We start from the raw sequence: 23,171 nt of genomic DNA, 5'->3' as shown, positions 1-23,171 counted from the left end.
TTAAACCTCCTGGCGTTGGTTTTCTGGATCATAAAATGGAGCTTTAACCACTGTTGCTTGTACTATTTGCCCTTTCTCGACACGAATGGGAAACTGCTGCCCGACTTCACTTTGTTCCACTCCAACATACGCCATGCCAATAATTTTATCTAAGCTTGGTGAATACTCACAGGAAGTAATATTGCCTGTAATGTCATTACCATTGAGTACAATGTGCCCCTCTAAAGGCTGACTATGCTTTTTATCCAATACAAAAGCGACTAATTTTCGTTTTAACGGTTGTGATGCCAAAATTTCGATAGAACGCTTGCCAACAAACCAAGGTTTTGATCTTGCGACCGCCCAACTTAAATCACATTCTTTTGGATGAGTCATACCATCAGTGTCCTGACTAATAATAATGTGCCCTTTTTCCAAACGAAGTAAGCGCTGCGTTTCAACTCCGAACGGTTGGATATTAAACTCTTTACCAGCCTCCATTAAGAGATCCCAAACGAATTCTCCATAACGTGATGGGTAGTGAATCTCATAACCTAATTCACCAACAAAGCCTACACGTAGTAGTCGCACCGGGACCCCATGTAGGGTACCTAGTCTTAGGCTTAAGTATGGAAAAGCATCATTGCTAAAATCAACGTCCTGACAGACTTTCTGCATTAAGTGACGAGAATTTGGGCCTGCTACATTCACGGCAGCAAATGCGGTGGTCACATTACTAATATCGATATTGAGGCGCCACTGTGCATTCCACTTCAACATTTGTTGATAAATACGATCCACGCCACTCGTTGTCGCTGTTACATAAAAGTGTTGCTCACTCAATCTTCCTGCAACACCATCATCAATCACTACACCATCCTCTGCTGCCATGACTGCATAGCGAGTCTTACCTACGGGTAATTTAGCAAAGGCAAAGGTATATAACCGGTTTAAAAATTCAGCACTATCCTGACCACGAATATCTAAACCACCCAAAGTTGAGACATCGATGATGCCGACATTTTGACGAACATTTAATGCTTCACGCGCAATATTTTCACTACGCTTTTCAGCAGGTCCATAATAGGCTGGTCGTTGCCATACCCCTGCAGGAATCATGTGTGCACCGAGCGCCAAATGACGTTGATGCATTGGCGTCTGACGATAAGGGTCAAATCCTCGTCCAGCCACGTGCGCTAACTTTTCTGCACTAAATGGCGGACGGGCTGTGGTTACCCCAGTTTCACTGATACTACGATGGGTATATTTTGCTACCAAACGCGCTGTTGGAAGTGCCGAATGACGTCCTTGCGATGGCCCCATGCCTACTGTAGAAAAACGTTTGACCAACTGCACATCACGATAACCAGATTTAGTGGCATTAATAATGTCTTTCACCTGTAAGTCTTCATCAAAATCGACAAATTCCTTACCTTTAGGATGTTGGAAGATGGGCCAAAAGAAATTAACAGGTGCCTCATTGAAAATTAATTCATCTGCGATATCCGATGTGTCCTGGATTGAACGTATCGCATTTTGTGCAGTATGTTGAGCATCTTTTAATACATTTTCAATAGCATGCACACCATGGACAGAACCTGCAATATGCAGGCCTTTTGGCAACCCTGTAATGGTAAATTCAGCATCACGATCATTATAATTTAGTTTTGCACCTGCTTGACATAAGAGTTGATACACTGGCATATAACCCGAAGACATGGCCAATACATCACATTTCAAATAATGAGCATGCTCAGACACTACCCCTTCTGCCGTAATTTGACGTACATCAATCCCTGTGAGATGCAACATCCCTTTACTGTGTAATGCCTCATACACCGTACTATTGAAATAACATGGAATTTTTTTCTTTTGTATCACCTGTTGTAATGCTTTATTGGTTGCACCTGAACGCATATCAATTAACGCAACTACATTCAATCCCGCTTGAACCAGATCAAGGGCGGCTAAATAGCCATCATCATTACCGGTTAAAATCGCAATTTTCTGCCCAGGTTTCACTGCATACAAATGAACTAGACGCTGAACTGCGCTGGTTAACATCACACCAGGGAGGTCATTATTGCGAAAGATCACAGGTTGATCAAAACTACCACTGGCTACAATGCACTGTTTAGCACGCACTTTATACATACGTTTGCCTTGAATCACAGGCAAGTAGTGATCAGTGAACCATGCATTACATACTGCTTTTGTAAGGACGATGATATTCGCATTTGCCTCAACTTGAGTGATCAGTTTGGTACGTAGTGTTGCTGCAAGTTGACCTGCGATATCAAATCGTGCGTAGTTTAAACTTCCACCCAATGCTTTTTCTTGCTCAATCAGTAGAACTTTGTGTCCAGCTTCAGCAGCTGTTAGCGCTGCTTGAAGACCTGCAGGGCCAGCTCCAATGACGGCAACGTCGGTAAATAGATAAGCTTTGTCATAGTATTCGGGCTCAAAATTAAGATCTAATACCCCTAAACCTGCTTTTTTTCGAATCAATGGTTCCCATAGTTTCCATACCCCCTTAGGTTTATAAAAAGAGCGATAATAAAAACCAACAGGCATAAATTTAGAAAAACGACCGAGGAAAGCATCACTATCTTTCATTAAAGAACCAGAATAGTTTTGTCCTGCAGACGTCGTAATATCCTGAATTTCTGTACAATCTGCCAATACATTAGGTTCTTGCGGTAGTTGTATAAGTGTATTGGCATCTTGACCTGCCATAGTTAAAGGTCCACGTGGACGATGATATTTGAATGAACGTGACATAATCCAACGTCCGCTCGCAATCAAAGCACTTGCAATCGTATCTCCTGCATAGCCATTAAATTTTTGTTGATCAAATTCAAATTGTACTTGCTGATTACGGTCAATCCATACGCCATAAGGTGCTGATAGTCGTTCTAAGTTTGTTTTATTCACGCGACTGCTCCTTTTTCTTTTTGTTTAAGCATTGGTTTTGTGGCTGTGTCGCCAAATTCTATACGCTGGTTAAAAATTTCTTTTGGGTCATAAGTCCGAATCACTTCATCCGATGCAGTATGGCGTTCGGCAATAAACCAATAACTACTTGGCGCATGCATCCACCACTCACGTACAATCGCAATTTGGTTATCTTTATTAAAGACATAGTCTGCCCATTCTTGATCTGTGCAAGTATTCTGGTCTGGAATATCACGCACCTCGCCCCCGTAAATGAATTCACTTATATTACGTGGCCCGTTTAAAGGACAAATCATTATTTTCATGCTGCTTCTCCTTAGTGACTTGCGGCGGTTGCGCCCATTTCATTGACTTGTTGGAAACGGCTAAATCGAGATAGTTCAAATGGTTTAATAAGCGCTGGTGTCTTCCCTGTGGATACTAATTCAGCCATAGTTTTGCCGCAGATTGGCGTTGATTTAAAACCCCAAGTCCCCCAACCAGCATCTAAATAATAGTTATCATATGGAGATTGCCCCATAATCGGACTATAGTCTGGCGTCATATCAGTGATACCAGCCCACTGCCGCATGAGTTTGGCATTTGCCATAAATGGGAACATCTCAATTGCATGTGCGAGTAGACTTTCTTTTAAGTCTAATGTGGAACGAGAGTTGTATAGGGGATACGGATCTGACCCACCTCCAAACACAATTTCACCACGGCTCGTTTGCTGTACATAACAATGTAATGCCGATGAACTAACCAATGGATCTAGAAAGGGTTTAAAAGGTTGGGTAACCATGGCCTGCAGTGGAAACGTATGAATGGGCGCACGAATATTCAGTTTATGCATTAATAAACTCGATGCCCCTGCAACCGCTTGTACCACACAGCCACATTGCACTGTGCCACGGTTGGTTTTAACTGCCGTCACACGGTTACCTTCAGTGACAAAATCTTGAACTTCTGTCAATTGGTGAATTTCGACACCACGCTTGGCTGCCTCTTTGGCATAGCCCCATGCGACAGCATCATGGCGTGCAGTTGCCCCATCCATATGCCATAACCCAGCAAGAACAGGTAAATGCGCAGGATCTAAGTTTAAACAAGGAACCAATTCTTTAATTTGCTGACGATTAATCAGCTCTGTACGACCACCAAAATGTTTATTCACTTCAGCACGCTGACGAAAAGCACGTACGGTCGCATCAGTATGGGCAAGGGTGAGCTGTCCTCGCTCTGAATACATAATATTAAAATCAAATTCATTGGAGAGATTTTTAAACATATTTACAGATTCGGCATAGAACTTAACTCCTTCTGAAGTTAAGTAATTTGAACGAATCACAGCAGTATTGCGCGCCGTGTTGCCTCCGCCAAGATAAGCTTTCTCAAGCACAGCAATATTAGTAATACCTTCATACTTTGCTAAATAATACGCAGTTGCCAAGCCATGACCGCCTCCCCCAATAATAATGACATCATAGTTTTTCTTGAGCTCTTTCGGTGGAGGTAAGTCCACTTCAACGGGATATTCACTGCTTAATCCATATTTAAGTAGTCCAAGTGGCATATATATTCCTCCCAGGCATCCGTGATACCTAATTTATTTTTTTAAATTTTTTGTTGTATTTTGGCCGCTTTCAGCGTGTTCTTCATTAAGTATGCAATCGTCATAGGTCCTACTCCGCCTGGTACTGGCGTAATGGCTTTGACCTGATGTTGAACTGAATGGAAGTCTACATCCCCAACTAAGCAATTTTTCTCGTTCAATTGAACACGATTGATACCCACATCGATGACTACAGCATTTGGGTTGAAATAGCTTGCATCAAGCATCTGCGGACGACCCACTGCTACCACTACAATGTCAGCCTGTTGACATAAAGCTTGAATCTGTTTGGTTTTGGAATGTATAACAGTGACGGTACAACTTTCTTTGAGTAATAACGCAGCCATTGGTTTACCCACAATATTCGAGCGACCAACAACCACAGCATCTAATCCACTTAGATTATTTCCCAAAGTATCTTTGAGTAAACGGATGCAACCTGTAGGTATGCAAGGTGTGAGTACATCGCGACCTTGGCTTAAGCCACCCACATTTTCACTATGAAAGCCATCGACATCTTTTTTAGGATCAATAGATTCTAGTACCACAGTTTCATTAATCTGCTTAGGTAAGGGTAATTGCACTAAAATGCCGTGTACTGATGAATCTCGATTTAAAGCATCAATTTGATCAAGTAAGCTTTGTTGATCCGTATCCTCAGCTAAACGAAACTCTAAGGAACGCATTCCAACGTAATATGCTTTTTCAATTTTATTGCGCACATAGATATGACTGGCTGGATCATCCCCCACTAGAACTACAGCTAAACACGGTTCAATCCCTTGAGTCTTAAACTGTTCGACTTCGGCTTTGACCTCATCTAACACGCTATTCGCTATTGCTTTACCATCAATGATTTTTGCTTGAGCATCTAGGTTGACAATATTATTCATTTAAACACCACCGTACGATCATCATTAAGGAATACACGATGTTCAACAAAATATTTCACCGCTTTAGACAGCGCCACTGTTTCAGTATCTCGTCCGACTGAAACTAAATTATCTGGTAGGTAGGCATGATCAACCCGTTGTACTTCTTGCTCAATAATAGGACCTTCGTCAAGATCCCCTGTGACGAAGTGCGCTGTAGCACCAATCAACTTTACGCCACGTTTAAATGCTTGATGATAAGGTTTAGCACCTTTAAAACCAGGTAAGAATGAATGATGAATATTGATCGTACGCCCTGAGAGCTGACGACATAGATCATCAGATAAAATTTGCATATAACGCGCTAGAATCACTAACTCAGTCTTGGTTTCATCAATAATTTTGAGTAACTCAGCTTCCTGCTGCGCCTTGGTCTCTTTAGTGACAGGCAAGTAGATAAAGCGAATCCCCTCGCGTTCTGCAATTGGACGTAGATCCAAGTGGTTAGAGACGATTGCAGTGATTTCAAAATCAAGTTCACCCTTGTGATGGCGATAGAGAAGATTCAATAAACAATGGTCAAACTTGCTGACTAAAATCATAACTTTCATTGGCCGTTGACAATCATAGAAGTCAGCTTGCATTTGGAATTGTGCTTCGACCTCAGCAAATCCCATTTTCAGTGCTTCAATATCCCCTTGCCCCTGATTAAAACGAAAGACAATCCGGGTAAAAAACTGCCCCGTAGTTTCATCATCATATTGTGACATTTCACTGATATAACACTGGTTTTTTGCCAAATACCCACTTACTGCAGCCACAATTCCTGAGGCAGCTGGACAGGTAATTTTAAGAATGTATTGTGCAGGATCTAAGTGTAGCATGGAGATTTCCCTTAAAACTTTTCATTCATGAGGTCTGAATTGCTTGGTTTAATTTTCTTTTTAGGAAAATATATTTCTTTAGGGGAATTTATATTGTATTTTTTTTAAACTGTCTACAATTTTATGAATATTTTTTTCTCAAAAGGAATATTTTATTTATTTTATACCTTTATCATCAGTACTCATACTTAACCAAAAAGGATACCAAATTTTTCATAGTGATAAGTAAGCATCACACTTGGAGAGGTGGAGTAAATGAAAACTCAACTGCTACATGTGCTAATCATTTTATTTTTGTTATAGATATAAATTTCTAAAGAACTGCAACCAATCACTCCAAAATTTTTAAGCTCAATATTTTGGCTCAACTAGTCTAGTTCTTCTAAATATTACATAAGCAAACTATCCAATTTTAAGCAATTAATGCGCCAATACATGAGCAAACAAATAATGTCAATTAAAGTAGATAGAGAGTCTTCCATTTGCTAGCATGAATAAAAATTGCATCTAATTTGTACAGTATGAGCTGATATGCACTATTTTTGACTATTTACTTTAATCATGTTGCAAAATCAATACTTAGTTGGACACCCATTCGCACTTTAGTTGGACACTCTAATGAATTTTTAAATAAATTAGAGTGTCACTTCACTTGGACAGTAAATTCTTAAATATCTAAGATTTTTCTACCTCTTTTTTTTCGCATAGATTCACCTTCCAGATTAAATACATGGGCACGATGAACAATACGATCTAGCAATGCTTCGCCCATAGTTTGATCTTCAAAGTGGTTTAACCATATATTTGTTTCATATTGGCTTGTAATAAGAAGTGAACCGTTATCACTATGCTTGTCGATCACACTAATAAAATGTGCCATCCATGAGTTACTAACTTGAGATAAGCCGAAATCATCAAGAATTAGTAGTTTACTTGAAAGCAATTTCTTCTTTAAGATAGTGACAGTCCCCAAATGTACTGCTGTATTAAACTCTTCAAATAGCTCAGTAGTATTATAAAAAAGAACTTTAAAGCCCAATTTACATGCATTAGTCCCAAATGCTGAAGCAAGCCAAGTTTTCCCTATACCAGTTGCACCTGTAAAAATTAGGTTGTGTTTTGAATTGATCCACTCACAATCAGCAAAACTTTGTAGAATATCAATTGTAAGTCCTTTTTTATTAGAACAATCTATTTCTGTTAGGCTGCTTGTTGGATATCGTATATTAGACTTATTTAGTAAAGCCAAAACTTTTCGGTTACTAACAGCATTTTGCTCAGCTATTAATAGCTCATTTAGAATTTCTAACAGAGTTTTTTTACTATTGATCATTTCATCATAATGATCAACAAAGCAATTTAAACAACCATTTAGCTTTAATTCTTGCATTTTTTGTGCGACAACACTCTTTGTAGTCATCTAGCATCACCTCCGAAATAATTGGCACCACGAAGATTTGCATGGGTGGTCTGACTAACCTTTTGATTAATGTTCATAGTTTGGATATATTTTTGATTTTTGAGCACATACAATAAGTCTGTCACTGCCAATAAATTATACTTCAATGCATACTCACAAGCCTGATCTAGTACAGAGTCAAGTTTATTTTCTAGAACATAATCTCTCAGTTTATTCAAAGATTTAATATTTCTAGCGAGCTGCTTAGATGTGTTGAGAAGGCGATCAACAAACGTATAAACATAATGTCCAATTAATTTTGCCCATTGCTTAATACTAGCTGGGCTTAAAGCATTATAAAGTCTATGATTAGCTGGCATATGCTCTTCTAGAATACTTGCTCCACCAGAGCCATCTAGTATCTTGTGTGAGGTAATTAATTCATTTTCATAAAAAAATTGTACTTTAGAGCTTGTAATAGCGATATCTAGCTTTTTCCCAATCATAGTATATGGAACTGAATATATATTTCCATCAACTGTAAACTGATAAAATTCCGAAACTGTCTGCTCAAAGATCCATTTTGAAAATGGGTATGGAGAAATTGGTAAAGCTAATAATTGATTTTTCTCAAAGCGGTTAAAACGATCCCAGCGACTTTCTGGAAAACGCTTAGTTATGCCTCGGTTTATTTTATCAACCTCTATATCAAGAGTCTTTTGTAGCTCGTCCAGTGAGAAAAATTTTCTATTCCTTAATTTTACCAAAACTGAACGTTGAATAATTTGAACAGAAACCTCTGCAAGTCCTTTATCTTGAGGGGTTCGTGGACGAGTATTTAAGATCGCGAAATTATGATATTCAGCAAATTGTTCAAAAGTTCTATTAAATATCGTGCCTTTTCTTCCTGTTTTAATAACAGCGGCTTTTAAATTATCTGTAATGACTTCTCTAGGCACACCACCAATCCGATCAAAGGTGGCTGTAAAGCACTTCAACCAATCATGTGTTTGTTGAGTATTTACAGCAATTGCTGTAATTAAACTTGATGCACCTAACACACCAACAAAGATTTGAACATTTTTAACTTTATCTGAATCAGGATTGTGGATTGGCATAGTTTTTCCACAAAAATCGACTAGCAATGTCTGCCCAGCAGTAAAGTTTTGACGCATAGAGGGGTGTAACTTTTTCAACCATTGCTTATACAATTTGGCGAAGCGAGAATATGAAATACCGTCAGGTTGCGCTTCTTTAAATTCAAGCCACAATTGCTTTAGCGTCATATCTTTGATTTTCATTTGATCATTGATATATATAAAATCTGGTATGGGTTTACATCTCTGTAAACCGTTGACGACATTAGTTTGAACAATCTCAATAAAGTGTTGATTAGATAAACCAAATACTTCAGGAATAGGAATTTGGATTTCATTTAGTTTTTTTGCAATAACACCCACAGTTGTTGGTGATACTTTTACGCGTTTAGCGATTTGTCTGTGTGTATGACCTTGTGTTAACAACTCAAAAATTTTTCGTTGTATTAGAACAGGTATTTTCATCTTAATAGTCTCAAAAATTAAAAAAAGAGACAGAAAACACCCTAAGCCATTGATTGAGATACCAATGTCTTTTAGAATGAATTTGTCTTGGACGACCAAGTAAAAGACAAATTTATAAGGACTCATGTTCCAGCATGAGTCTTTATATTTTCTGCATTAAAAAAGAGTAATTACAAAATCAATCCATAGCTTTATGCTCCTTAATACCTAATTTCACTGCAATTTTATGACTTTCTCCTCGCTTTGGAATGCGATTATTTTTTAAAATTCGATAGACTAGGTCTGGAGAGAAGTCATTATCTCTAGCCCATTGAGCAACAGACATACCATTGCTTGAAAAATAATCTCTAACTTGTTGGATTGACCTGATCATATATAATAAATTTTGAACAAACTTGACGACAAAATAAGTGATGAAGCAACCTTATTCAAGTTAATTTTTTACGTAAATTTATGTTTTTTATTTATTTTTAATTATTAAAGGTTTAATTTTTTTATTGTTAAACTTGATTCACTAAATCAATTAAACTCTCAAGGGTTTTAAGCTTAGCATCTGCATGTTGTCTACTTAAAGCTATTTTTCCTTTCAAATTAAAATACTGAGGAGCTAATTCTGGATACTTTAAATATAACTCATCAATGAATTTATTTTGAACCTCAAAATCTTCTAACTCTTTGTTAATTAATTTTTTTTCATTTTTAAGTAAATTATTATAATTTTTAGCTAAAACTTGTTTCCTAAATTCATAGAGTTTTATTGTCTCAGTGTATAAAAATATTTTTTCATTATATCTACAATGTTCGGCCTTTAAATAACCATTTGTTGTTAAAACCCTTAACCCACTGTACATCTTCTGCCTTAAACCCTTATCGACTACTAGATTTAAATGCTCAATATTTAACCAAAATAATTTTGCTTCCCAATTTGCAATTTTATTTTCTAGTAGTATTTTCACGAAATATTCTTCAAGTGGAAGATAAAAGTTAAACATATGGAGTTTATCTAAAGAAAAAGAGGATTATAGTCCGTGGATATATAATCCTCAATTGTTGATATTTCTGTTTTTTGAATAATTGGTTTCAAATGACTGAATTATCTATTGCAATTGGTCAGTTAATACGCAGTAAAAGATTAGAACTAAAAATTACCCAAGAATCTTTAGCGCTCCAATGTGGAATAGACCGTAGCTATGTCGGTCGTATCGAGCGTGGAGAGGTAAACCTTACGGTTGAGAAGCTGTATGAGATTGCAAAAATTCTCCAAGTTAGCCCTCAAGAGCTTTTGCCAATGTTAGATTTTTAGCGTTGTTCATTTTTCTCTTGAATATCAAAAGTGTCTTTTAACGCAATAGCTGTGCTTGCTTTACCACCAAAAAATGACGCTCCAAAAATTAAAATCACATACAATACAATTGAATAACCTTTATAAATCATATACGTTTCTTTATCTATTTTATTTTGGGAGAGTAGCTCATTTAAGAAAAAAATTTCAAAAATAACTAGCCCTATATAAAATAATACCGCCAGAAAAAATATGCTGATAGCACCAAACATAATTTTCTTAAGCGTCTTTTGTTTAAAAATATATTCTAAAGAAGCCTGATCATCATGAATAACCTGCTTAACAAAAAAATAACTATAGTTTAGATCTGACAATACTTTATTAAAGTTCCATAATTTTTCTATTCGATCACTAAATAAACTATAGTGAAATTTCGTTGTTCCTAAAAAACTATTTGTGACATATTGGAATTGTATTGGCGTTATTAAATTTTCTCGAAAGCGTTTATGACCCTCCAGGTATGTATCTAGCTCATTTTTATCTTCTTGAAAATTTTTCTTTCTTAAGCTGATACGAAATCTAGGGGAAAATACCCATTTAAATGCTATACCTAACACCCCTAGACCGAGCAGAGATTCGATCAGCAATTTCAACCATTCCATATTAAAATTTTACCTAAAGTGTTTTGTCCATCTAAACAAATGTTTTCAAAAAAAAATAGGCTTAAATAAATTAACACGTCATAATTTGGCGTGTTGAGATGATCTCTCTAGTTTTTTCCCTGCAAATCCAACACAATATGCTCAAAGAAATTTGAGAGTTATCTACGTGATTACAGGCGAAATTAAAAGCAAAATTGACCAAATTTGGAATGCCTTCTGGAGTGGCGGTATTTCCAATCCATTAGAAGTCATGGAGCAGATGACCTATTTGCTGTTTATTCGCCGACTGGATGAAATTCAGATTGCAAAAGAAAAGAAAGCCAACCGTTTAAAAAAAGAAGTTGAGCAACCGATTTTTACGCCTGAACAAGACAAATTACGTTGGTCAACGTTTGTTACTTTGGGTGATGCTACAACGCTCTACAATACTATTGCCAATGAAGTCTTTCCATTCATCAAAAACTTAGGTGCAGAAGACGAAACCACCTATAGCCATCACATGAAGGATGCTCGTTTTACCATTCCTACGCCTGCGCTACTCACCAAAGTGGTGGATTTGGTTGCTGATGTACCTATGGATGATAAAGACACCAAGGGTGATATTTACGAATATATGCTTGGTAAAATTGCATCAGCAGGTCAAAACGGTCAGTTCCGTACCCCTCGTCATATTATCAAGATGATTGTGGAATTGATGCAGCCAAAACCAACCGATACTATTTGTGACCCTGCATGTGGTACAGCAGGCTTCCTTGTAGCGGCAAGTGAATACTTAAACGATCATTACGCGACTGAAATTTTTGCCAACCCTGAATCTGCGAAACGCTTTAGTGAAGACACTTTCTTTGGTTATGACTTTGACAGCACCATGCTTCGCATTGGTTCAATGAACATGATGCTGCACGGTGTAGAAAACCCAAGTATTGAAAACCGTGATTCTTTAAGTGAAGCGCATTCGCATATTGCTGAAAAATACAGTTTGATTTTAGCCAATCCGCCATTTGCAGGCAGTTTGGACAACGAAAGCTGTGCGAAGAATATTCAAGCAGTCGTTAAAACCAAAAAGACTGAATTGCTATTTTTAGCTTTGTTTTTACGTTTGTTAAAAACAGGTGGTCGTGCTGCGGTGATTGTGCCTGATGGCGTGTTATTTGGTTCATCGAAAGCGCATAAAGATTTGCGTCAAAAGATTGTAGAAGAGCAAAAGCTTGAAGCCATTATTTCCATGCCGTCAGGTGTGTTTAAGCCTTATGCTGGGGTTTCCACTGCCATTATGATCTTCACCAAAACCATGTCGGGCGGTACGGACAAAGTTTGGTTTTATGATATGCAGGCGGATGGTTATTCGCTTGATGATAAGCGCAATGAGCTAGATAGTTCAAAGCATGAAAATAACAACATTCCTGACATTATTGCCCGTTTTAAAAACTTAGAGGGTGAAAAAGACCGTAAAGCCACAGAGCAAAGCTTTATGGTGGATAAAGCCGATATTGCTGCGAATGGTTATGACTTGTCGATTAACCGTTATAAGGAAGTGGTGTATGAACAAGTGGAATATGAAGCACCAAGTAAAATTCTGGCGGATTTAGAAGTGCTTGAGCAGGATATTTTAAAAGGAATGGCTACGCTTAAGGAGATGCTTAAGTGAGTTTTCTTAAAATGAGATTGGATCAAGTTTGCTTAATACGCAGAGGTTCAACAATCACTAAGAATCAGGTTAAAGCTGGAAATATACCTGTAGTTGCAGGTGGTAAGACCTCTACAATTTCACATAATGAAGCTAATCGTGATGCAAATACAATTACAGTAAGCGCATCAGGGGCAAGTGCAGGATACGTTAATTTTTGGCAAGTTCCTATTTTTGCTTCTGATTGCTCAACCGTTGAAGTGATTAATGAGTTAGCTGATATCAATTATGTTTATTATTTTTTGAAGTTTAAGCAGGATTACCTATATTCTTTACAGGCTGGAGCGGCTCAACCGCATGTTTATGCAAAAGATATTGCAAAAATTGAAATCCCCCTCCCACCACTTGAACAACAACGTCGAATTGCATCTATTTTAGATCAAGCGGATGAGTTACGCCAAAAACGTCAGCAAGCGATTGAAAAGTTAGATCAGCTTTTACAAGCGACTTTTATTGATATGTTTGGCGATCCTATTGATAACTTAAAAGGATTAGAAACAGTTGCCTTATTGGATTTATGCAAAAAAATTACTGATGGCACACATCAAAGTCCTAAATGGACAACAGAAGGCATTCCATTTTTATTTATCAGCAATATAGTTGATGGAGAAATTGATTATTCTTCTCAAAAGTTTATTGATCAAGTCACGTATGATTCATTAACAAAAAGTACCAAAATTGAGTTGAATGACATTCTTTATACAACTGTTGGTAGTTATGGTAATGTAGCTAGGGTTAAAAGTGATCAATTATTTTGTTTTCAAAGACATATTGCACATATCAAACCTAGTTTCGATAAGGTAAATCCTAAGTTTTTGGAAAAGATGTTATCAAGTTATGGTGTCAGACGACAGGCAGATCGTTTAGTGCGTGGAGTTGCCCAAAAAACGCTAAATCTTAAGGATTTAAAAGAAATTATAGTATTCAATATCTCCTTAGATGAACAAAATTATTTTGTCCAAAAGTGTGAAGTGATTGAAAGTTTAAAAATCAAATCTAAACTTGCATTGAATCAAGCAGATGATTTATTCAAATCACTACAAAACCAAGCATTTAACGGTACTTTATAACATTTAATTAAAAATATGAGGGAATATATACATGAGCAACTTTCAGTTTTTAGAACCTGAATTTAAAAGCTTAGCAGCCACAGCCAAAGAAGCCGAAAAGCTTGTGTATATATCCCCCCAATTTGCTCTTGCTGCGGCACGTAACTCACTTGAAAACCTTGTGCTGTGGCTGTATCAATACGACAAAAAACTCACCCAGCCTTATGACTCAAAACTGCAAAATCTACTCAACGACCTCAAATTTAAAGACCTGATTCCAGCCTATATTTGGGATAAAATGGACAACATCCGCATGGTCGGCAATAGTGCCGTACATGGGAAAAAGTTCAAGCAACTCACTACAGAAGAAACCGTTAAACACATCAGCCATTTATTTTTGATGTATGTGTGGTTTGAACGTAATTATGGTTCACCTTCAAAAGACCGTTCACAGTCGATTTTATTTAACCCAAAACTAATACCAAATGCTGACAATACTCAGCAAGTTACTGCCAACAAAGAACAACTGCAAAAAGAAACCGAAGCCAAAGAAAAACAGTTTGCGGAGCAACATAAAGCTTTACGGGAACGTGAACAAAAACTATTTGAACTGTCCGCAAGTTTAGAAGAGCGTGAAAAACTATTAGCCAATATAGATGCTGAACTTGCACAAAAACGTGCAGACGTTGAACAAGCCAAAATTGCCAACAGCAAAATCGAAGACCATACCGACTATAAAGAAGACGAAACTCGAAAACTTAAAATTGACCTCATGCTTGAAGAAGCAGGCTGGGAAATTGGCACAACGGTTCGAGAGGAAGTTGCTGTAACAGGTATGCCGAGTCCATCGGGTAAAGGTGCAGTGGATTATGTACTGTATGATGCCAATGGCTTGCCTTTGGCTGTGGTTGAAGCAAAACGCACATCAACCGACCCTGATATTGGACAACAACAAGCCAAACTCTATGCAGACTGCCTAGAACAACAAACAGGACAACGCCCTGTCATATTCTATACCAATGGTTACAAAACCCGAATTTGGAACGATGTGCAAGGTGGTCCACCACGCTTAGTTCACGGCTTTTATACGCAGGCAGAACTCAAACGTCTGATCGAAAGACGTAAGAACAACCCTGATTTAAGCAGCTTCCCGATCAATACAGATATTGTCGAGCGTTACTACCAAACTCGTGCCATCAAAGCCATGCTTGCAGCCTATCAACGTAAAGAACGTGCAGGCTTACTGATTATGGCAACAGGCACAGGTAAAACACGTACTGCCATTGCACTGGTCGATGTGCTAATGAAAGCCAATGTAGTGCAAAAGGTATTATTCCTTGCAGACCGCACTTCATTGGTCAATCAGGCGCACAATGCCTTTAAAGCCAATTTAAAAGATGCCTCATTCGTCAATTTACTTGAAGACAAGAACCAAGTCGGTCGAGTCTATTTCTCTACCTATCAAACCATGATCGGCTTAATTGACGAAAAAAATGCGGACGGTACACGACAATTTGGCACAGGTATGTTTGACCTGATTATTATTGATGAAGCTCACCGCAGCGTTTATCAAAAATTTGGCGAGATTTTTAAATACTTCGATAGTTTGCTTGTTGGTTTAACCGCAACGCCACGAGATGAAGTAGATCGTGATACATACGCACTGTTTGGCTTGGAAAGCGGTGTTCCGACTGATTACTACGACCTTGATCAAGCCATTGCCGATGGCTATCTTGTGCCACCGAAAGCCTATTCTGTTCCGCTTAAATTTATGCGTGAGGGCGTGAAATATGACGAACTCTCTGAAGAAGAAAAACAACATTGGGATAGCCTAAATTGGGGCGATGAAGATGCACCTGAAGAAGTCTCAGCATCCAAGATTAATAAAGAGCTGTTTAATACAGGCACGATTGATTTAATGCTCAAGCACTTGATGGAAAATGGCATTAAAACCGAAGGCGGTGATCGTCTTGGTAAAACCATTATCTTTGCCGTCAATCAAAAACATGCCCAGTTTATTGCTGATCGCTTCAATGAAAACTATCCGCAATATGATGGTAAGTTTGCTCGTGTGATTACCCATGCCACCAAATATCCGCAAAGCCTGATTGATGACTTTAGTAAGAAGGATTTAGCTGAGCCACAAATCGCCATTTCAGTGGATATGCTGGATACAGGGATTGATGTGCCTGAAGTGGTCAATCTGGTGTTCTTTAAAGCAGTGCGCTCTAAAGTGAAGTTTATGCAGATGATTGGGCGTGGTACACGACTCTGTGAAGATCTATTTGCACCTGAAGATGATAAAAAAGAGTTTTATATCTTCGACTACTGTTCTAACTTTGAATACTTCAATGAAAATCCAGATGGTGCGCCTGTATCAACTACAGAACCCCTTGGACAGCGTCTGTTTAAGGCTCGTTTGAATATCCTGAGTTTACTCAATGCGAAAGATTACGATACCCAAGAATTGAAAGCTGTACAGCAAGAGATACGTCAGAGTTTACAGACTGAAGTAAAGTCCATGAAGAATGATAATTTTATTGTGAAGTCAGAGCTTGAGCATGTTGAACATTTCAAAAAAGACGATGCTTGGAACAATTTAGATGACCTTGCCATTGGTACATTACGAGAACACATCTCTAAACTACCAAATCAGCTTGAGCCTGAAACTTTAGAAGCTAAACTTTTCGATATGTTGTGCTACAACTTAGAAATTGCTGTATTGGAAAAGAATAATAAGGCAATTGAAAACTATGCCAATAGAGTGATTGAAATTGCCTCTAAGTTAGAAGGCAAAGAAAATATTCCTGTGGTTGCAGAACAAATTGTGCTGATCCAAGACATCCAAACCTTGGAATATTGGAAAGGCATCACTTTGCCAATGTTAGAGGCGATGCGTAAGCGTATTCGTGGTTTGGTAAAACTCATCGAAAAATCAACCTCAACGATTGTCTACTCTATGCTTGATGATGAAATTGGAGAGATGCAAGCAGTCGATATTCCAGTCGTTTCAAGTGGAGTAAACCTTGCTCAATACCGTAAGCGTGTTGAAAGCTTTATTAAAGCCAATGAAAATCACATTACCATCGCAAAGTTAAAGCGTGGTTTGGCGCTTACACCGACTGATTTAAGCGAACTAGAACGCTTTGTCTTTGAAGCTCAGGAAGTAGAAAGCCGAGATAAGTTTGAAGAGTGTTTTGGCACAGAAAAATCATTACCGTTATTCATTCGCTCTTTGGTGGGCTTAGATCGTCAAGCGGTACAAGAAGCATTCTCTAAGTATTTACAAGGTTCAATGTATAACGAAAAACAGATTCGCTTTGTGGAAATGTTGATTGAGCATTTGACAAAAAATGGTGTGCTAGAGGCAGCACAATTATACGAACCTCCATTTAATCAGATCCACTATGAAGGGATTGATGGTGTGTTTGCGGATGGAGATGCTGACAACATATTTGGGGTTGTTGAAGCATTTAATGAAGCTGTGGCATAAATTTTAAATAATTAAATAGGTAAAGCTGTGCATATTAAAAAATTATCAATTCAGGGGTATCGTTGTTTTTCAGATTGTTTTGAAATCAACTTTAGAAAAGGGTTAAACGTAATTGTTGGGGAAAATGGAGCTGGTAAAACAAGTATTATCAACTCTTTTCGTCAACTATTCCTAGATACTGAATCAGGTTCATACAATATTTCTTCAGATGACTTTAATAAACCTTTTAAAGAAAAGTCAATAGCTTCTGATTCATTCAAAATAAAAGTCGAATTTGATGATTTAGTGGAGGCTGAACCTATAGCCTTTCTACAGTGGAGTGATGCTAAAAATAACGTAATTTTAAACTTAGAGGTGTTAAATAAGGAGTTACGTGGACGCTTCAAAAAAAGTTTTTGGGGTGGGAATTCTAAATCATCACAATTTGATATTGAACTATTTGACAAAATTCATTGTATTTATTTACCCCCCTTACGAGATGCGGAATCAAAACTAGTAAATGGACGACAATCTCGTTTATCGAAATTGTTAAAGTTTATTGAAGCCGATCAGATTAAGAAATGTAAAAAAGCTGAAGAGCAACATCCGTTAGAAAAGAAGTTTAAAGAATTTAATCAATCCCTTATTGACGATGCAGACTCTAGCATTAAAAAAGCAAATAAATTGATTGCTAATCACTTACTTGAAGCTATCGGACAGAATTTTAGTCAATCAACACATATACAATTTGTTGAAAATGAATTTTCTAAAATTGTTGAAAATTTAAGATTAATATTCTTCCCTAAAATAACAACTGCTGAAGCAGATCAGTTCAGAGACTTATGCCAGAATAGTCTAGGATATAACAACTTATTGTATATTGCTTCTATTCTTGCAGAACTAACGTTAACTAAAGAAGAATCACTATATAGACTTTTACTGATTGAAGAACCTGAAGCACATCTACATCCACAGATACAAATTCGTTTATTAAATCATCTAGAGAAAGTAGCAAATGAACATAAAGTACAAGTTATTGTTACGACTCACTCGACAGTATTAGCCTCAAGTATACATTTAGATAAGATTATACATTTAACTAAGAATGATAATCCTACTGCAACACCTTTAGCTGAATGTGGTTTAGCTGATAATAACTTGAATTTTCTTAATCGCTGGTTAGATATCACAAAATCCAACCTACTTTTTGCGAGCGGAGTGATTCTAGTTGAAGGTATAGCTGAACAAATGATCATTCCTGAGTTAGCTAAAATAGTATTGAAAAATAAAGAGATTAATAATATAGAAGACTATGGTGTTTCAGTAATAAATCTTAATGGAATATATTTTAATCACTTTATGCGCCTTTATTGTAATATTATAGGTGTGCCAGATGTCCAAGAAGATCAAGTAGGTTTGAATATACCTATCCGTTGTGCAGGAGTTACAGATTTAGATCCTGAGCAACACTATTATCTAGAAGAGATAGTAAAAGATTCAAAGACGGGTAAAGAAGAAAAAAAACAAGTAAAATATGATCATAAGCCACCTTCTGAAAAAAATAAAATAGAAGGAAAAAATCATGCCCTCAAATTAGTGGAAAGTATTAATAGTTCTGATTATGCGCGTCTCTTTGTAGCTGGATATAAAACCTTAGAATATGACTTAGCAATGGAAGAGTATAATGCAAAAGTTATGGCTAAAATTATTTATGATCTTTGGCCATCGGAAGGAACTGTAAAAAAAGGCTTACAGACAATATTTGAAGCTGATTACTTAAAAATTACTCCAGAAAATAAAGCAGGCTATGCCTTTGAAATATTAAAAAGAATAGATGATGACAATATTGGTAAGGGTTATTTTGCTCAAATTTTAGCAGATAAAATTTCTTTAGGAGATATTGAGCTAAAAGTACCTCAATATCTGGAAGATGCGATTCTTTGGGCTTGTTCATTAGACAAATCTTCTATTGAGGCAGAGTTAGATGAAATATACAGTTGAACAACTCGATTATATTGAACGTGCAAAAATTACAGAGAATGTTTTTCTAAATGCGTGTCCTGGCAGTGGAAAAACTGAAACGATTGCTCAACGAGTAGCAAATGAAATTGAGAGTTGGGCAAATTTTCCTAGTGGGATAGCTGTTCTATCTTTTACTAAAAGCGCTGCAAAAGAAATTGAGCATAGAATTAAAGAGAAAATAAAAGCACAATCAACCTATCCCCATTTTATAGGAACATTTGATAGCTTTATCCTCAAGAATATTGTTAATCCACTTGCTAAAGATATTTCTAAATATAAAGGCGAGCATGGAGATTATTCATTTAAAGTAGTGAACTACGATTCACAGTTATTTTTTTTGACGCATTATAAATACGGGCATCAAAAAATTTCAGGACATCGGGTAGAAATTGATGGCAGAACAAGTAAATTAAAATTTCATACGCCAGATCAAATACTAAATAGAACTCTCAATGCTATGAGTTTTGAGGAATGGCAAATTAATGATATTTATAATGCGAAAAATCAATGTCTTAATGCAGGGTTTTTAACACATAAAGACATAGAATATTTAGCTGAGAAAGTTCTCACTCAATTTACAAATACTAAACTTTATGTTTCTAACTTATCTAAAAAGTTTCCATTAATTATAGTTGATGAATGCCAAGATCTATCCTTTGAACAATTAAGTATATTGAAAGCTATGATGCTGAACGGAACAAAATTACATTTTATTGGAGATCTTAATCAATCTATATATGACTTTAGAGATGTCGATCCTAATGACATTATTAATTTTATAACTGACAATGGCTTTCGAGAAATTCAATTAACTAAAAACTTTAGAAGCTGTCAGAAAATTGTCAATATTGCTACTAAGATTATGGAATCTGGTTCAATCGAAGCTAATTTCACATCAACCGAACAATCATGTTTTGCACTTCAGTATCAAGATTCACCTAGTGAGGTTATTCCACATTTTCATGAATTAACAAAACAGTATAGCAATCGAGTTTTAGTGGCTAGAGGCCATCAGACTCTAAATCAATTATCAATTATAGATAATACACCAAAGCTTTCATCAGAGTTTTTACTGAGTTCTCTTTTAAACTTTGATGAAACAAGCTATACAGCAATTAATCAATCTTTGATTGAATTTTCAGAGTATATTAAAAATAAAGTTCAGTTAGAAACTAAATCAAGCGACTATAATTGTCCTCAAATTATTGAATCTGAATTAGAGTGGAGATTATTTCTTTATAAATCTATTCAGTACTTATTAAGTAATGGCCTAAAACTAGAAACTAGTTCATGGACAGATTGGTGCAAAAAATTTAATGCTGTAATCATCAATTTACGTGAGCAAGAATTTGTTCTTACTACAATTTATGAAGCATTAAAAAAATCTAACCTTAAAATTCAATCTCCAAGTGGTAAAGCAAGTAATTGTATATCTACCTATCATCGTAAAAATCATGCATTGGATATCAAATTCAGAAAATCAACTATCCATGGTGTTAAAGGTGAAACACATGAGGCTACCATGCTGATTTCAAATCCTACACGGAATGGAACTGGTACACATTGGTCTCATTGGATTGAAGATAGTACATCTGAGGCTGCAAGATTTGCTTATGTTGCATCATCTAGACCAAAGCATATTTTAGTGTGGTGTGTAAAAAGACTAAACTCTTCTGATCAGAAGAAATTAGAAAGTTTAGGATTCGAAGTATTAGATTATTAGCCCACTAATTTACATATTTCTTTAACAGATAAAAGTGTCCAAGTAGGATAAGAATTAGTATCCAATAGTGTGTGCCATTCAGTATCCAATTAGATAAGAATATGCAATCATGTCTCGAAAATCTTGTAGTTCAAGCTTTACTTATTACAAGATCCCTTTTCTTAGCAATCACCGAGAAAGTACAAAACGAGTAAATTTTAGGGCTAAAAATATAAGAAAAAGGTCAATTTATCGAATAGAAAATAAATACTTTTAGAGACATCAACTATTTATGTAAATTTTAGTTTTTTATGAAATCTTTGTTGATGTCTTTTTTGTTATAAAAATTGCCCATTTCGTTATATGAAAGACATCACACTGAGGTTAAAAATAATGAAACGGATTTTCTATTATTTAAGTATGGCAAGAATAAGCTCAACACCCGCCGATGACGATGGATGTGCATGGTTTCACTTGAGTTCTGAGCGTATCCCCCAACCACAACTACGTGGACTTGTAAAAGCAGACTGGGTAATCATAGGTGCTGGTTTGACCGGACTCGCTGCCGCAAGACAACTTGCATTAAACTTCCCCGATGATCATATTGTACTTGTTGAAGCACAAGTTGTAGGCTATGGGGCTTCTGGACATAACTCAGGATTTATGATTGATTTGCCTCATGATATTGGGGCGCATGATTATATAGGAGATCCCAAAACTGCACGAATGAACTTAAAATTAAATCAATCTGCACAGCAGCTTATTCAGAAGCTAGTTAAAGAATATCATATTGATTGCCAAATTGACCCAGCAGGTAAGTATCAAGCTGCTGTAGAGCCTCGGGGTTTGGCTGTGTTAGACGCCTATAGAAAAGGGCTAGAAAGTTTGGGGCAAGATTGTCAAGTTATAGAACAAAAATATATTCCCGAACACCTCGGCACCCATTTTTATAAGAAGGCTTTATATACACCGGGAACTGAACCGTACCGGGTTTATCGGAGAGTCAATATTCTGAGAGACTATCCCTATGACAAAATTAAAATATACCCCTGAAATCAGAGAAAGAGCGGTTCAATTATTGATTGAATCCGAAAAAGATTATCCTTCTACTTGGGCTGCAATCACCGCAATTGCACCTAAGATTGGTTGTACTCCTGAAACACTTCGTGCCTGGCATCAGAAGCATTTGAATCAACAGAATCCAGTCAAAGTACAGCAGCTTTCAGGCCAGGAACGCATTAAACAACTTGAACGCAAAGATAAAGAACTGCAACGAGCCAATGAAATTCTACGTAAAGCAGCCGCTTTTTTCGCCCAGGCGGAGCTCGACCGCCCACACAAATAATGGTGGATTTTATCCATAACAATAAAGATCGATATGGTGTTGAAGCGATTTGTAGAATTTTACCGATTGCAGCTTCGACCTATTATCGGGCTTTAGATTTCGTTGATAACCCAGAACATCGAGCGAAACGTACTCTGCATGATTTACATCATGCAGAGCAAATCAAACGTATTTGGAAAGAAAGTTTAGGTCGATATGGTGTACGTAAAGTTTGGCAAAAATTGAAACGTGAAGGCTATGTTATTGCACGTTGTACAGTTACTCGATTGATGAAAAAGCTAGATATACAAGGTGTTTGGCGTGGTAAGAATAAACAAACTACCCGCAGCCGAGATGATCAAAAACGAGCAGATGATTTAGTGAAACGGAATTTTAGTGCTGATCGACCTGACCAATTATGGGTCAGTGACTTTACGTATATTCAAACCCATTCTGGCTGGGTCTACACCGCCTTTATTATTGATGTGTTCTCGCGAGCAATTGTTGGATGGAAAGTATCAACACGGATGAATACAGATATGGTACTTGATGCACTGGAGCAAGCATTGCATGATCGAGGCATGCCAAAGAATGTGATTCATCATTCCGACAGAGGTGTGCAATATCTTTCCATTCGCTATACCAATCGTTTAGAAGCAGCAAATTTACGAGCATCAGTCGGTACAACGGGTGATTCATACGATAATGCTTTGGCTGAAACGGTGA

17 protein-coding genes, 1 pseudogene and 1 other annotated feature are annotated in these 23,171 nt (G+C 36.9%); of the genes and pseudogenes, 8 read left to right on the top strand and 10 right to left on the bottom strand.

The annotated features are described in order from the left end of the window. The 9 genes from AC5YCI_RS12950 to AC5YCI_RS12910 all read right to left on the bottom strand — a co-directional run bounded on the left by AC5YCI_RS12950 (position 1) and on the right by AC5YCI_RS12910 (position 10,201). On the bottom strand, positions 1–2,913 hold the full coding sequence (locus tag AC5YCI_RS12950; protein ID WP_496175636.1) for an FAD-dependent oxidoreductase: 2,913 nt from the start codon (positions 2,911–2,913) through the stop codon (positions 1–3). Then, entirely contained in the window at positions 2,910–3,239 is a 330-nt protein-coding gene (locus AC5YCI_RS12945) for a sarcosine oxidase subunit delta (RefSeq protein WP_496175635.1), read from the bottom strand. The genes AC5YCI_RS12950 and AC5YCI_RS12945 overlap by 4 nt, the downstream gene beginning before the upstream one ends. 11 nt (positions 3,240–3,250) lie before the next feature. Beyond that, the gene (locus AC5YCI_RS12940) at positions 3,251–4,489 is read right to left on the bottom strand and encodes an FAD-dependent oxidoreductase (RefSeq protein WP_496175634.1); all 1,239 of its coding nucleotides are present in this window, start codon (positions 4,487–4,489) and stop codon (positions 3,251–3,253) included. A gap of 41 nt (positions 4,490–4,530) precedes the next feature. Continuing rightward, on the bottom strand, positions 4,531–5,421 hold the full coding sequence (locus tag AC5YCI_RS12935) for a bifunctional 5,10-methylenetetrahydrofolate dehydrogenase/5,10-methenyltetrahydrofolate cyclohydrolase (RefSeq protein ID WP_496175633.1): 891 nt from the start codon (positions 5,419–5,421) through the stop codon (positions 4,531–4,533). Next, the gene (gene purU, locus AC5YCI_RS12930; RefSeq protein WP_168402193.1) at positions 5,418–6,284 is read right to left on the bottom strand and encodes a formyltetrahydrofolate deformylase; all 867 of its coding nucleotides are present in this window, start codon (positions 6,282–6,284) and stop codon (positions 5,418–5,420) included. Before purU ends, AC5YCI_RS12935 begins: the two co-directional genes overlap by 4 nt. A gap of 667 nt (positions 6,285–6,951) precedes the next feature. Beyond that, positions 6,952–7,704, bottom strand: coding sequence for an ATP-binding protein (locus tag AC5YCI_RS12925; protein ID WP_496175632.1), 753 nt, complete (start codon positions 7,702–7,704; stop codon positions 6,952–6,954). Beyond that, a complete protein-coding gene (gene istA / locus AC5YCI_RS12920) occupies positions 7,701–9,371 on the bottom strand; it encodes an IS21 family transposase (protein ID WP_496175631.1) in 1,671 nt (556 codons plus the stop codon). The genes AC5YCI_RS12925 and istA overlap by 4 nt, the downstream gene beginning before the upstream one ends. Positions 9,372–9,423: 52 nt before the next feature. Next, on the bottom strand, positions 9,424–9,618 hold the full coding sequence (locus AC5YCI_RS12915; protein WP_496175630.1) for a DNA-binding protein: 195 nt from the start codon (positions 9,616–9,618) through the stop codon (positions 9,424–9,426). 127 nt (positions 9,619–9,745) lie between these two features. Further along, positions 9,746–10,201, bottom strand: a complete 456-nt coding sequence (locus AC5YCI_RS12910) for a hypothetical protein (RefSeq protein ID WP_496175629.1) — start codon at positions 10,199–10,201, stop codon at positions 9,746–9,748. Between the two features lie 128 nt (positions 10,202–10,329). On the opposite strand from AC5YCI_RS12910, the gene AC5YCI_RS12905 reads away from it, so the two are divergent. Next, positions 10,330–10,548 carry a helix-turn-helix domain-containing protein gene (locus tag AC5YCI_RS12905; protein ID WP_496175628.1) on the top strand — a complete coding sequence of 73 codons (219 nt, stop codon included), beginning with the start codon at positions 10,330–10,332 and terminating at the stop codon, positions 10,546–10,548. On the opposite strand, the gene AC5YCI_RS12900 is transcribed toward AC5YCI_RS12905, so the two are convergent. Further along, positions 10,545–11,189 (bottom strand): hypothetical protein, encoded by a 645-nt coding sequence (locus AC5YCI_RS12900; protein WP_496175627.1) that lies wholly within the window; start codon positions 11,187–11,189, stop codon positions 10,545–10,547. The two genes, AC5YCI_RS12905 and AC5YCI_RS12900, sit on opposite strands and share 4 nt — an antisense overlap. 166 nt (positions 11,190–11,355) lie before the next feature. Here AC5YCI_RS12900 and AC5YCI_RS12895 point away from each other — a divergent pair, with 166 nt between their 5' ends. From AC5YCI_RS12895 to AC5YCI_RS12865, 7 genes and pseudogenes are all read left to right on the top strand, one after another. Next, the gene (locus tag AC5YCI_RS12895) at positions 11,356–12,837 is read left to right on the top strand and encodes a type I restriction-modification system subunit M (protein ID WP_496175626.1); all 1,482 of its coding nucleotides are present in this window, start codon (positions 11,356–11,358) and stop codon (positions 12,835–12,837) included. Further along, the gene (locus AC5YCI_RS12890; RefSeq protein WP_496175625.1) at positions 12,834–13,946 is read left to right on the top strand and encodes a restriction endonuclease subunit S; all 1,113 of its coding nucleotides are present in this window, start codon (positions 12,834–12,836) and stop codon (positions 13,944–13,946) included. The genes AC5YCI_RS12895 and AC5YCI_RS12890 overlap by 4 nt, the downstream gene beginning before the upstream one ends. Before the next feature lie 31 nt (positions 13,947–13,977). After that, positions 13,978–17,418, top strand: coding sequence for a DEAD/DEAH box helicase family protein (locus AC5YCI_RS12885; RefSeq protein WP_496175624.1), 3,441 nt, complete (start codon positions 13,978–13,980; stop codon positions 17,416–17,418). A 27-nt stretch (positions 17,419–17,445) separates the two neighbouring features. Further along, on the top strand, positions 17,446–19,398 hold the full coding sequence (locus tag AC5YCI_RS12880) for an ATP-dependent nuclease (protein WP_496175623.1): 1,953 nt from the start codon (positions 17,446–17,448) through the stop codon (positions 19,396–19,398). Next, the gene (locus AC5YCI_RS12875) at positions 19,382–21,142 is read left to right on the top strand and encodes a UvrD-helicase domain-containing protein (RefSeq protein WP_496175622.1); all 1,761 of its coding nucleotides are present in this window, start codon (positions 19,382–19,384) and stop codon (positions 21,140–21,142) included. Before AC5YCI_RS12880 ends, AC5YCI_RS12875 begins: the two co-directional genes overlap by 17 nt. A gap of 372 nt (positions 21,143–21,514) precedes the next feature. Next, complete coding sequence (locus AC5YCI_RS12870) at positions 21,515–22,174, top strand: NAD(P)/FAD-dependent oxidoreductase (RefSeq protein WP_496175621.1); 660 nt, start codon at positions 21,515–21,517, stop codon at positions 22,172–22,174. Beyond that, positions 22,149–23,171: pseudogene (locus tag AC5YCI_RS12865) on the top strand (IS3 family transposase); the annotation flags it as partial. The gene AC5YCI_RS12870 and the pseudogene AC5YCI_RS12865, both read left to right, overlap by 26 nt. After that, positions 22,424–22,540: a sequence feature (AL1L pseudoknot), on the top strand. Its footprint overlaps the pseudogene before it by 117 nt.

The organism is Acinetobacter sp. CY17 (assembly GCF_059515825.1).
Note: the sequence above shows the minus strand (reverse complement) of the source record. Positions and strands in the feature narration are given on the sequence as shown.